This is a genomic window from Deltaproteobacteria bacterium (genome assembly GCA_003696105.1).
In the GTDB taxonomy this organism is placed as follows: Bacteria; Myxococcota_A; Polyangia; order Haliangiales; family J016; genus J016.
In genome coordinates, this window is record RFGE01000061.1 from 1 (window position 1) to 12397 (window position 12397).

At 73.7% G+C, this 12397-nt stretch carries 12 protein-coding genes; 3 read left to right on the top strand and 9 right to left on the bottom strand.

All coding sequences use genetic code 11. The features are described 5' to 3' along the window. The coding region (locus tag D6689_03770) for an alpha/beta fold hydrolase (protein ID RMH43924.1) at window positions 1-1546 on the top strand (1546 nt) is incomplete at its 5' end. 16 nt (window positions 1547-1562) lie between these two features. On the opposite strand, the gene D6689_03775 is transcribed toward D6689_03770, so the two are convergent. From D6689_03775 to D6689_03815, 9 genes are all read right to left on the bottom strand, one after another. Next, entirely contained in the window at window positions 1563-2372 is an 810-nt protein-coding gene (locus D6689_03775) for a kinase/pyrophosphorylase (GenBank protein RMH43935.1), read from the bottom strand. A gap of 8 nt (window positions 2373-2380) precedes the next feature. After that, window positions 2381-3631 (bottom strand): radical SAM protein, encoded by a 1251-nt coding sequence (locus D6689_03780; GenBank protein RMH43925.1) that lies wholly within the window; start codon window positions 3629-3631, stop codon window positions 2381-2383. 180 nt (window positions 3632-3811) lie between these two features. Next, the gene (locus D6689_03785; protein RMH43926.1) at window positions 3812-5026 is read right to left on the bottom strand and encodes a hypothetical protein; all 1215 of its coding nucleotides are present in this window, start codon (window positions 5024-5026) and stop codon (window positions 3812-3814) included. Beyond that, a complete protein-coding gene (locus D6689_03790; GenBank protein RMH43927.1) occupies window positions 5023-6456 on the bottom strand; it encodes a sigma-54-dependent Fis family transcriptional regulator in 1434 nt (477 codons plus the stop codon). Before D6689_03790 ends, D6689_03785 begins: the two co-directional genes overlap by 4 nt. Further along, window positions 6440-7273 (bottom strand): hypothetical protein, encoded by an 834-nt coding sequence (locus D6689_03795; GenBank protein ID RMH43928.1) that lies wholly within the window; start codon window positions 7271-7273, stop codon window positions 6440-6442. The genes D6689_03790 and D6689_03795 overlap by 17 nt, the downstream gene beginning before the upstream one ends. After that, window positions 7246-7746, bottom strand: a complete 501-nt coding sequence (locus D6689_03800) for a hypothetical protein (GenBank protein ID RMH43929.1) — start codon at window positions 7744-7746, stop codon at window positions 7246-7248. The genes D6689_03795 and D6689_03800 overlap by 28 nt, the downstream gene beginning before the upstream one ends. Continuing rightward, entirely contained in the window at window positions 7743-8756 is a 1014-nt protein-coding gene (locus tag D6689_03805; GenBank protein ID RMH43930.1) for an arginine N-succinyltransferase, read from the bottom strand. The genes D6689_03800 and D6689_03805 overlap by 4 nt, the downstream gene beginning before the upstream one ends. A gap of 74 nt (window positions 8757-8830) precedes the next feature. Continuing rightward, window positions 8831-9694 (bottom strand): polysaccharide deacetylase family protein, encoded by an 864-nt coding sequence (locus tag D6689_03810; GenBank protein RMH43931.1) that lies wholly within the window; start codon window positions 9692-9694, stop codon window positions 8831-8833. Between the two features lie 162 nt (window positions 9695-9856). Further along, window positions 9857-10300 (bottom strand): single-stranded DNA-binding protein, encoded by a 444-nt coding sequence (locus tag D6689_03815; protein RMH43932.1) that lies wholly within the window; start codon window positions 10298-10300, stop codon window positions 9857-9859. Window positions 10301-10410: 110 nt separating this feature from the next. On the opposite strand from D6689_03815, the gene D6689_03820 reads away from it, so the two are divergent. Both D6689_03820 and D6689_03825 read left to right on the top strand, forming a co-directional pair. Beyond that, window positions 10411-11166 (top strand): glycosyltransferase family 2 protein, encoded by a 756-nt coding sequence (locus D6689_03820; GenBank protein RMH43933.1) that lies wholly within the window; start codon window positions 10411-10413, stop codon window positions 11164-11166. Continuing rightward, a complete protein-coding gene (locus D6689_03825; GenBank protein RMH43934.1) occupies window positions 11103-12284 on the top strand; it encodes a glycosyltransferase in 1182 nt (393 codons plus the stop codon). The genes D6689_03820 and D6689_03825 overlap by 64 nt, the downstream gene beginning before the upstream one ends. Window positions 12285-12397 lie beyond the last annotated feature (113 nt).

Genomic DNA, 12397 nt, shown 5'->3' on the forward strand with positions numbered 1-12397 from the left:
ATGCGGCGGTTCGGACGAAGTCTTGCCGCCGCGCGCCGATGCCGGCGGACCGCCGCGCGCCGACGCCGGGCGGTCCGAGACCGATGCGGGCGACGACGGCTTGCCGAGGTCCGAGCCGGCCGCGTGCCGCTTCGCCATCCCGCCGGCGCTCGGGTTGACCGAGGGCGACGACTATGCGTGCGGCGACCTGGCCGTGCGCGAGAACCGCGGCGCCGGTACGGGAGTGATCCGCGTCCACTATCTGCGCGTGTTCGGTGCGGCGGCCGGCCGCGCCGCGATCTACCTCGACGGCGGTCCCGGCGGCAGCGGCGACTCGATCCTCGCGTGGCTCGCATATGTGCCGGGCTTGCTCGACGGGCTGCGTGCGCAGGGCGATTTCCTCGTGCTGGCCCAGCGCGGCACGCGCTACGCCCTACCGGCGCTCGACTGCGAAGACCTCGCCGAGTGCGTCGACGGCGTCGGCGCCGAGGTCGACTTGACCGCGTTCAACACCGCGTACAACGCGGACGACGTCGACGACCTGCGAGCCGCGCTCGGCTACGAGCAGCTCGACGTGTACGGCATCTCGTACGGGTCGCGGCTCGGGCTCGAGGTCTTGCGCCGTCACCCGGACCGCGTGCGGTCGGCGTGGCTGGGCGGGCTGGTGCCGGCGCAAGTGGACTGGATGGCAGCGGTGCCCGCGTCGTTCACCAGCGGGCTGCGCGCGCTCGACGCCGCGTGCGCGGCCGACGCGGCCTGTGCCGAGGCGTTCGGCGCGCTCGAGCCGGCGCTCGCCGCCAGCCTCGACGATCTCGACGACGAGCCGGTCGCGTTCGACTACGGCGGGATGAGCTATGAACTCGACGGGTCGACGTGGGCGTCCCTGCTGTTTCGGGCGCTGTACGCGCGCAGTGCGTATGCGTGGCTGCCGCTCGCGATTCACGACCTCGCCGAACGGCGGACCGATCGCGTCGCGGAGCTGCTCGCCGCGTTGCTCGACCGATCCGGCGGCGGCGTGTCGCTCGGCCTGTACTACGCCGTCGTATGTGGTGAGCTGTTCAACCCGCCGGACCCGGACGCGCCGGACCGGGCCAACGCCGCGGTACCGGCCGCGATCCGCTCGCGGTTCGAGGGAACTTGGTATGCGTTCGCCGACGCGTGCGACGCGTGGCCGAAACACGATATGGCGGCCGCGTTGGCCGCGCCGGTGGCGTTCGATGGCCCCGTGCTGCTGGCCAGCGGCGCCATCGACCCGATCACGCCGCCGGCGTTCGGCGACCTGGCTGCACAGACGCTGGCCGGTGCGACGCACGTCGTGTTCGCGGGCTCCGGCCACGGCGCGTCGTTGCAGACGCCGTGCGGCAATGACATGCTGGTCGCGTTCTTTGCCGACCCGAGCGCGCCTCCGGCGACGGACTGCGCAAACTCGATCACTATCGACTTCGTGATCCCGGGCGCGACGGCCCGCCGGGCCGTGCCGCGCCAGCGCATCCGCGCCGAGCTGCGGCGCGCGCCGATGCCACCGCAGGTGGTCGACGCGCTGCGCCGCGCGCGCCGGTCCCACTGACCGCGTTCGGCTCCCGCTATGCAGTCTGCTTTGCGGCGGCGCGGTCCTTGTGCAGCCGCAGGATGTCCGCCGCCGTCTCCTCGATCGCCTTGTTGGTCACGTCGATGACCGGCCACTCGGGATGGCGGCGGAAGATCTCGCGCGAGTACTCGATCTCGCGCTCGATGTGGTCGAGCATGCCGTAGCTCGAGTCCTCCGGCATGCCGAGGTGCTTGAGGCGCGCCTTGCGGATGCGGACCAGCGCCTGCGCCTGAATGATCAGGCCGTAGATGCGGTTCTGATCGCAGCGTTCCAGGTCCTCGGGCGGATCGACGCCGAGCACGATCGGCACGTTGGCCACGCGCAGGCCCTTTTGCGCGAGGTAGGTCGAAAGCGGGGTCTTGGACGTGCGTGAGATCCCGACGAGCACGAGGTCGGCCTTCGGCAGGTTGCGCGGCTCTGCCCCGTCGTCGTTTTTCACCGTGAACTCGACCGCCTCGATGCGGCGGAAGTAGTCCTCGCCGATCGTGTGCAGCAGGCCGGGCACCCCGGATGGCCGTTTCGACAAAAACGCCGACAACTTCGCCATCAACGCGCCGATCAGGTCGACGGACTCGACGTTGTGGCGGTCGAGCAGGCGAAACAGCATGTCCCGGGCGGACTCGCTCACGACCGTGTAGACGACCAGCGCGTGCAACTCCGCGGCGCGCTCGACGATGCGCTCCATTTCGGTCTCGAGCCGCACCCGCGAGTACAGCCGCACGTTGACCGGGACGTCGCCGTATTGCAGCAGCGCGGCGCGGACGATGCGCTCGGCGGTTTCGCCGGTTGCGTCGCTGATGACCATGATGTGCTTCATGCGCCGGTCCGATTAGAGCCGACGTCGCGGCGGCTGTCCACCACACGAGGGCATTCGGGATCGGGCGCGCGGGGATCGCCGGCGACGTGGGCCGACACGACGGCGCAGCCGCCGCGACACAGCTCGAGGTAGTCGCACGACCGGCACGGCTCGGCGGCGTCGGCGCGCCAGCTGCGAAACGTGCCGAACGCGCCCGGTTCGGTCCAGTAGGTCGGCAGTCGGTCGACGCGAGGTCGCGCGGGGGGCGGATCCGCGAAGCTGCACGCGGTCACCGCGCCGGACGCCTTGGCGCCGACGAGGAAGTCGCCGCCGGTGCATCCGTACACGGCGAGCTGCGCCAACAGCCGCGGCGATGGCCGGTGGTGCGCGATCATCGGGGTGTAGGAGCAGTCGAGCCGGGCGCGCACGCGGTGGCGGCGGCACGCGGCGAGCACGGCGGGCAACAGCGCGCGGTGTTGGGCGTCGGTGCAGGTCATCGCCGCGAACGCGGCGCGACCGCGGCCGGCCGGCTTGAACCGGAGCAGCTCCACCTCGTTGAGCCGGCGGCGGCGCGCGTAGGCGAACAGCGCGTCGATCTCGGCGAAGTTGTGACGGGTGACCACGACGTTGATGCCGACCTCGCGCTTGACGGCGCGCAGTCGCCGCACGGCCGCGTCGGCGCGGGCGAACCCGTCGAACCCGCGCACGGCGGCGTAGCGGTCGCGCAGGCCGTCCACCGACACGTTGATCTGGCCGAACAGGTGCGCGCAGGCGACGACGTTGTCGACGCCGCTGAGCCCGCTCGTGGTGAGATTGGGCACCAGTCCGCGCGCGCGCGCGTGCGCCGCCAGGTCGGCGAGCCACGGCAGGTCCGCGCTCTCACCGCCGCCGAGCGCGAGATGAAACACGCCCATGTCGGCCAGCACGTCCACCGCGCGTTTCCAGGCGTCGAGGCCCCACTCGCCGGCGGCGCCCGCGGGCGTCGCGCCGGTGTAGCAGCCGGTGCAGCCGGCGCCGCAGCGATTCGTGATCTGAAGGTGCGCCTCGAGCGGCGCCGACAGCGGCGAGCGGCCGACCGCGCCGTCGTCGCGCGGGTCGGCCCACAGCGGTCCGCCGTCGATGCCGATGCGGCGCGCGAACGCGCGGTCGACGAACACGAGCGCGCGCGGCCGGACGAGCTGCGCGATGGCGCCGAACCGCTCGGCGCGCGCGCGGCGCGGCGCGGCGGGCCGGCGCCGCCGCAGGCGGCTACGAAGCGCGGCGAGCATCCCGGCCGCGGCGCAGGCGCAACAGGGCGCCCACGACGGGCGTCGCGAGCGCCACGGCGGCCGCGCCGAACAACAAGAAGGTGACGTCGACGCCGAGGCTCGACGAGTTGGGATTGAGGCCCCATTTGACGGCCAACACGCGCCCGCTGCGCCGCATGGCGCCAGTGTAGCGCAACCCGGTCAATGGGCCGGGCCGAAGCGCACGGTGCGCGCGATCAGTTCGAGCAGGTGAGTGCGGTGCAGTGCGATGTAGATCGCGGCGGCGACCGCGATCGCTGACAGCGCCGCGTGCGCGATGGCGCGCGCGGGGGCGCGGTCGACGGAGAGTCCGGCGCCGCTGAGCCACGCGGCGGCGATGCCGATGCCGAGGATGGTGGCGGTGGCGGGGGCGAGCGCCTCGTGGCCGGTGAGCGCGAATGCGACGAGCGCCGCGGCGACCGGAATGAGATAGATCGCCTCGGTCGGCGGTCTGCGCAGCGCCGCGAGCGCGGCGCGCCACGAGCCGGCGGCCTGGCGGACCGACGCGAGCAGCGTGGCGAGCGAGAGGGCGAGCGCCGCGACCGCTGCTCGGTACCAGCGCCGCTCGGCGGCCGCTCGATCGAGGCGGTCTTGCGCGGCCTGGCGAGCGCGCAGTCGCGCCGAGTCGCCGTCGTCGCGCATGCGTGCGATGCGATCGCGCGCCGTCGCGAAGTCGCCGCGCGCGATCGCCACCTCGGCCGCCCCGCGCAGCGCCTCGAACGCCTCCGGCCGATCCGGCCACTGCCGGGCGACGTCGTCGTAGCGCCTGGCCGCGCACGCGAGATCGCCGCTTCGCTCGCACACGCGCGCCGCCCACAGCGCCGCGCGCGGCGCGCCGGGCCAGTCGGGGTACTCGGCCAGCAACGCGTCGACGGCGGCGATCGACGCCGCGTCCCCCTGCTGCGGGTAGGCTTGCACGATCGCGTTGAACCGGGCCAGCGCGCGGGCGCCGCCGCCGTCCGGACCGAGGTCGGCGCGCACGGCATCCGCCCGCCGGCGCGCCGCGAGCGCGAGTCGGCTGGTCGGGTAGTCGCGGGCGAGCCGCTCGTACAGGGCGAGCGCGCGCGCGGGATCGCCGAGGCGGGATTCGTACAGCTTCGCCGCTTCGTACACCGCATCGTCCGCCTGGGCCGCGCCGGGGAACCGGTCGGCCACCGCCTCGAACGCGGCGGCTGCTGCGGCCGCGTCGGATTCCGCGAGCAGGTCGACGGCGGCGTCGAACGCGGCGGCCGCGCCGGACGCATCTGCGCGCGGCGGGGCGACGCCGGCGTCGTGCGGGGGCCGGCTGCCGCTCGCGTACGCCCGCTCCGGCGCGCGGCCGAGCGCGGCCCACGCCACGGCGGCGACAGCGCATGCGGCGGCGCGCGGTGGCATCATTCGCCCCGCTGGATACCGAGCGCGCGCAGCTTCTTGTGCAAGTTCGTCCGCTCGATCCCGAGCGCTTGCGCCGTGCGCGAGATGTTCCAGTCGAACTCGTCGAGCTTGTGGCGAATGTACGCCCTCTCCATGTGCTCGCGAAACTCGCGCAGCGACATCGCGCCATAGTTCGCCATGTCGAACTCGCCGCCGGCGGCAGGCGCCGCCGCGACGGGCCGCTGTCCCGACAGGATGTAGTCGGGCAGATCGTGCTCGCCGATTTCGTCGTCGCTCATGATGACGAGCCGCTCGACGACGTTGCGCAGCTCGCGGACGTTGCCGGGCCAATGATAGGCGCGCAGGCGGTCGATCACCTCCGGCCGCACGCGCTTGGGCCGAAATCCGTTTTCCTCGCAACATTCCCGCACGAACGCCTCGACCAACAGCGGGATGTCCTCGAGGCGCTCGCGCAGCGCGGGCGACCGGATCGGCACGACGTTGAGGCGAAAGTACAGGTCTTCGCGGAACGTGCCGTCTTCGACCGCTCGTTGCAGATCTTTATTGGTTGCGGCGACGACGCGGCAGTCCGTCTTCAGCGTCTGCTCGCCGCCGACCCGAGCGAACTCGCCGGTCTGCAGCACGCGCAAGACCTTCGCCTGCGCCGGCAACGACATGTCGCCGATTTCGTCGAGAAACAGGGTGCCGCCGTCGGCGACCTCGAACAGCCCGCGCTTTTTCGCGATCGCGCCGGTGAACGCGCCGCGCTCGTGACCGAACAGTTCGCTCTCGATCAGCTCCGGCGGAATCGCCGCGCAGTTGACCTTGACGAACTCGCCGCCGGCTACCGGGCTGTTGCGGTGGATGGCGCGGGCGATCAACTCCTTGCCGGTGCCGCTTTCGCCGGTGATCAGCACGCGGCTGCGCGTCGGCGCGACCTTGGCGATCTGGCGGCGCACGGCCTGCATCGCCGGCGACGTGCCGAGCATCTCGTAGCGCGCGTCGACGGTCGCTCGCAGGCGGTTGACCTCGAGCGCCATGCGCCGGCGGTCGATCGCGTTGCGAACGGTGATCACGACGTGGCTGCGGTCGAGCGGCTTCTCGAGAAAATCGAACGCGCCGATGCGCGTGGACTGAACCGCGTCTTCGATCGTCGCATGGCCCGAGATCATGATGACCGGGATGTCCGGGTCGAAGCCGTTGTGCGCTCCGTCGGGGCCGCGCGACTTCATGCGTTCGAGCAAGTCGATGCCGTTGTCGTCGCCGAGCTTCACGTCGAGAAGTACGGCGTCGATGCGGCGAGGGCCGCGCAGGTGGCGCTCCGCCTCGGCGGCGTCGGCGGCTTCGAGCGCGACATAGCCCTCGCCCTCGAGCACCATGCGAAGCGTGCGGCGGATGTTTCGCTCGTCGTCCACGATCAGGACGACCGGGTCCGAGTCAGTCACGGTCGGCATCTCCTCGGTTTGCGCGGGCGGCGCGGGCGGTGGGATCGTGGCGCGCGCGCCGCGCCGTGTACAGGGCCGCGGCGACGAGCGCGGCGCCGGCGGCGATCCACCCCCATCGGCCGGCGCTCGGGGCCGGCGGCGGCGCGCGGTACAGCGGCGCGGCGGGCGCGTCCGCGGCCGCCACGGCCGGGGCGGTCGCCGGCGCGAGCGCGGGGGGCGGCGCGGGCGGCGGCGATGCGGTGGTCGCCGGGGGCGGTATCGGCGGCAGCGGCTTCCGGTTCGCCGCGAGCGGCTCCACGGCGGCAAGCGCCGCGTCGCAGCGCGGTCCGTACGCTGCGTCGTCGGCTTCAGCGACCACGCACTCGGCGCGCACTTGCCGCGCGCGGCCGTCGGAATCGATCCACAGCCACGCGCGCACGCGGGTGATCGTCTCGTTGCTGGCATGGCGCCACACCAGCGCCGCGGTCACCACGTCGCGGTCGGCCCGTTCGCGGTACGACACGGTCTCGCCGGCGGCGATCGGGGACGTCGGGTCGGCGGGCGCGGCGCGGATTTCGTCGAGACCGGCGCGGATCGCCGCCGTCGGGTTCTCGGCGGGTTCGGCGGCGCGGATGTCGAACACGTACACTGCATAGCGGCCGCGGGCGACGAACGCGCGCGCGGTCACCCGGGCAGCGCCGCCGAAGTGACGCTGCGCACCGACGGTGGCGGCGAGCGTATCCGCGAGCGCGGGCTGGTCGATCGCGTCGGCGGGCGGGGTGAACGTGTAGCCGGGGGCGGCGATGCGCGCCGCGGCGATCAGAACGTGGACCAGAACTGCTCGCATTGGGCGGCGGACCGCGCGCGGTCGCGCGGATTGAAGGCGCACGCGGCCGCAGTGACGCGCAGGTGACCATCGGCGGCCAACTCGGCGCGCACGCGCACGCGCCCGCGCAGCGATCCGAGTTCGATGTCGGCGGTCGACTCGTTGCGGTCGGTGCGCGCGCCGCCGATCCGCGCGCCGCGCCGCGACAGCTCCGCGGCGAACGCGGCGTGCGCGTCTGCGATCGCCGCGGCGGGATCCGCGATCGGTCCCGGCACCGCGACCGTGTCGACGACCGCGAAGCAGCCGGATGCGGGGTCGCCCCACGCGCGCGCCTCGGCGTCGGCCACGAGGGACGCCCCCCGCGCCGCGCCGGTGTGGGCGCCGGTGGCGGCCGCCACCAGCTCGGGAAGCGGCTGCCAGCTGGCGGCCGGCGCGATGGCCGCGGCGGCCGCCGCCGCGACGCCTGCCGCGACGGCCGCCACCATCGCCGTCACGGCGCGACCCACCACACCTCCTGGCCGAGGTCGACGCCGAGGGCCGCGCGCGTCGCGTCGTCGATGCGCACGTCGTCGGTGCCGGGCGTGACGGAAAACCGCCCGCAGGCCGCGCGGAACCCGGTGTCGCCCTCCACCGCAACGATGCCCCACGGCGCGTCGTCCGCCGGGGAGGTCGCGGCGCGACCGCGGATCGCGTTGTCGACCAGCGTGATCTGATCGGTATCCGCGAAAAAGTGCGGGCCGCCGTCGAATGGATCGATCTGCTCCGCGTACTCGAAGCCGATGCGCCGCAGCATCTTTTCGACGCCGCGCTGAGCGGGTCCGACCTGGCCGATGATCGAGCGCGCGCGTTCCGGCAGCATGCTCGTGTAGATCAGCTCGTGCGGAAACAATGCCTGGATGAACTCCTTGTTGTCCTTCGACAGCAGGTCGGCCTCCTGGTACGACAGCCCGGTGAAGTGGTAACCGAGGCTGTTCCACAGCGCGCTCGTGCCGTCCGGTTCCAGCGGGGGCAACAGCTCGGACAGCACCTGGTCCTGGAACACGTCGCGATGCATCGCGATGAACAGGAACCGGACGTACGACAGGAACTTGCCGAGTGACTCGGGCCGGCCGCGGTAGTCCGGCAGCAGGATCAGCCCGCCGATCTCCGTCGGCCCGTCGTAGTTGTAGCCGATGCGCAGGCATTGGTGGACGAAGTATCGGTCGAGCGTCACCGAGTAGCGCTCCTCGTGCACGACGCGGAAGAACACGTGGGGCGCGCGGCGCGTGCCGTGTTTGGCGTGGATCATCGACGTGCCGACCACGCGGCGGGCGCCCGTGTCCTCGAGGACGAACAGGTATTCGCGCTCGACCCGGTCGAGGTCGCCGGAAAACGACCGCTCGGACGTGGCGACGATGCGCTCGATGTGCCGGCGGTCGGCCGGGAGGTTCATCGTGTCCAGGTGGTGCGCGACGGCGACAATCTGGTCGATATCGTTTTGAAACGATTGACGAATTACGAACACGCGGCCTCCTTTGGCCGCCAGCCTAGCACGGCCGTGCGCCGGGCGCGCGGAGCCGCTCGCGCGCACCGGACCGGTCAGCGCGGACCCGCCGCGCGCGCCGCGGTCGCGCGCCCCGTGTCGCCCGGAATCGTCGCGGCCAGCCGCATTGCCAGCTCCGCGGCGTCGGCGCCCGCGTCGCGCAGCCACGCCGCCAGGCCGGGCGCGAGCTGTTCGCGCGCGACGTCGACGTAGGAAATGATGCGGATCGGCCGCAGTCCGGCGCGCAGCCGCCGCTCGTTCTCGCGGTCGATCCAGTCGAGGATGAGCGGCAGCGCCCGCGCGGTGACCGCTTTGGTGTCGTGCATCAGCAGGACGCCGCGGCCGTCGAGCGCGCGCAGCTTGCGCTCGACGTAGGCGAGCGTGAGGTTCAGGTCGTGGTGCTCCCACTCGTGCGGGTCCATGTCCCAGTGAAAGTGCGTGAGGCCCCGCGCCGCCAGCATCGCGCGGACGCGATCGCACTTGGCCCCGTACGGCGCGCGGAACCAGCGCAGCGGCATGCCGAGCAGGTCGCGGAACATGCGGGCGTTTTCGTCGATCTCGAACGCGGCCCGCTCGCGCGGCCCGGCGCACAGCTGCGCGTGATGGATGGTGTGGTTGCCGACGAGGTGGCCCTCGCGCACGGCGCGGCGAGCGATCTGCCGCCGCGCGTCGACGCCCCGGCGGTCGCCGGTGATCCGGCGGCCGACCCAGAAGAACACGGCGTGCAGGCCGCGCCGTTTCAACTCGTCGAGGATCTGCGGCGTGTACTCCTCGTGGGGCCCGTCGTCGAACGTGAGCAGCAGTTCGGGGTCGCCGCTGGCCGACGGTCCCGCGGCCGGCTGCGGCCACGGCGCCCCGGCGCGCGCGACGGCGGCCAGCGCCAATACGGACAGGACGGCGGTCGACGCGAACGGGCGCACGAGATCTCGATTTTCCTATAAATGCGCGGAGCGGGGAAAGTTCTCGGCCGCGCAGTCGCGTGGCAAGTCGGCGAGCGGCGCGCCGGTCCACCCGCCGGCGCGTTCGAGCGCAGGCGCCCGCGCCCCGGCGCGCTCCGCGCGCATCCGGCGCTACCGCACCGCTCAGAACGGGATGTCGTCGTCCGGGCTGCCGCCGCCGAAGCCGCCGTTGTCGTAGGGCCCGTCCGGCTCCGGGGGAGGCGGGAAGTCTCCGCCGCCGCCGCCGCCGCGCCCGCCGCCGCCGAGGAACTGCACGTCGGTGGCGACGATCTCCGTCGTGTAGCGCTTGTTGCCGTCCTTGTCTTCCCACGACCGCGTGCGCAGCCGGCCCTCGACGTAGCACTGCCGCCCCTTGGACAGGTACTTGGCGCACAGCTCGGCGCGCTTGCCCCACACCACGACGCGATGCCACTCGGTGCGCTCCTGGCGCTGGCCCTGCTTGTCGGTCCAGCTCTCGTTGGTGGCGATGCGCATCTCGCACACCCCCGCGCCGCTGGGGGTGTAGCGCATGTCGGGGTCGGCCCCGAGATTTCCGATGAGGATGACTTTGTTGACGCCGCCGGCCATGGGGTGCCTCCGTTCTCGTGTCGCCGACGCTAGCACGGTCGTGTGACAGCGGCACCGCCGGGTGGCGGGCCGCCGCGAAACTCCGGCCGAACTCTGGTAAGAAGCCGCCGATGTACCGCCATTTGCGCGTAGCCGTGGTGATGCCGGCGTTCAACGAGGAGCGCTCGATCGAGGCCGCGGTCGCCTCGGTGCCCGCGTACGTGGACCGCATCGTCGTGGTGGACGATGCGTCGCGCGACGCCACGGCCGCCGTCGCCGGGCGCCGCGGCGGCCCGCGCGTCGAGATCGTCCGCCACGGCGCCAACCGCGGCGTCGGCGCGGCGATCGCGACCGGCTACCGGCGCGCGCTGGCCCACGGCGACGACGTCGTCGCGGTGATGGCCGGCGACGGCCAGATGGACCCGGCCGACTTGCCGCGCCTGCTCGACCCGATCGTCGACGGCGCCGCCGACTACGTCAAGGGCAATCGGTTCGCCCACCCGGACGTGTGGCGCGAGATGCCGGTGTCGCGACTGGTCGGCAACATCGCGCTGTCGTTCGCCACCAAGGTGACGAGCGGCTACTGGCGCGTGTTCGACTCGCAGTGCGGCTACACGGCGATCTCGCGGCGCGCGCTCGCCGCGCTCGACCTGGATCGACTGTTTCCGCGATACGGCTATCCCAACGATCTGCTCGCGCGGCTGCACGCGTGCGGCGCGCGCGTCGTCGACGTGCCCGTGCGGCCGGTGTACGGCCCCGCGTGGCGCAGCGGCTTGCGACCGCGCCACGTCGTGTATCCGATCTCGTTCGTATTGATGCGGTCGTGGGCGCAGCGAGTCGCGCGGCCGGCGGCGCGGCGCGCGCTGGCCGAGCCGCCGGCGCCGTGATGCGGATCGGCGTCGTCACCACGTCGTTTCCGCGCGGCCCGGACGACTGGGCGGGCGGCTTCGTCGCCGGCCACGTCAGTTGGTTGCGGTCGCAAGGAATCGACGTCGACGTGGTGGCCGCCGGCGACGGGCCGGGGCGCGTGGCGCCGGGGGCCGCGCTGTTTTACGGCGAGGGCGCGCCCGACCGGCTCGCGCGCGACCGCCGCGCGTGGCGGTGGGCGGCGCTGTGGTCGGCTGCGCTGGCGGCCGAGGTGCGCCGGCGCGCGCGCTCCTGGGACGCCGCCGTCGCCCACTGGCTCGTGCCGTGCGGCGCGGTCGCCGCCGCCCTGGTGCGGCGGCCGCTCGTCGCCGTCGCGCACTCGGGCGACGTCCACCTGCTCGCGCGCACTCGCCTGGCGGCGCCGGTCGCCGCGCTGCTGGCGCGCGCCGGTGCGCGCGTCGTGTTCGCGGCGCCGGCCGTGCGCGCGCGGTTCGAGGCGGCCGCCGGGCGCGCGGCGCGCGGGCTCGACGCCGGCGTCACGCCGATGGGAATCGACGCGCGCCGGTTCGCGGCGCTGCCGCGGAGGCCGCGCCGCGGCGACACCGTGCTGTTCGTCGGCCGCCTCGTGCCGGTCAAGGGGGTCGACGTGCTGGTCGACGCGTTCGCCCGCGTTCGCGCGGACGCGCGCCTCGTGATCGCCGGCGACGGCCCGGAGGCGGCGCGCCTGCGGGCGGCGGCCGGGCCGCGCGTCGAGTTCGCCGGCGAGGTGCGCGGCGCCGCGCGCGATCGGCTGCTCGCGGCGGCCGACGTGGTCGTGGTGCCGTCGGTCGAGGTCGAGGGCGGCCGCAGCGAGGGCACGCCGGTCGTCGCCCTCGAGGCGATGGCGGCGGGCGTGCCGGTGGTCGCGACGCGCGCGGGCGGCCTCGCGGACCTGCCCGGGGACGTGGTCGATCGCGTGCCGCCGAGCTGCCCGATCGCGCTCGCGGCGGCGATCGAGCGCGGCCTCGCCGGCGACCCCGCGCGGGTGGCGCGCGCGCGCCGGTTCGCGCTGGCGCACGACTGGTCGGCGGTCGGGCCGCGCCTGGTACCGCCCGCGATCGCGGCTCGCCTCGCGGGGCCGCCGGGCGGGCCGCGGTGACGGAACCCACCGAAATGAGGGGGATTCCACGCTGCCGCAGTGCGTAATGCGCTACGCGCGCGCCGCGTAGGTGCGCGCCGGACTACGCATCCCAGGCCCCGGGGAGTCCCCGG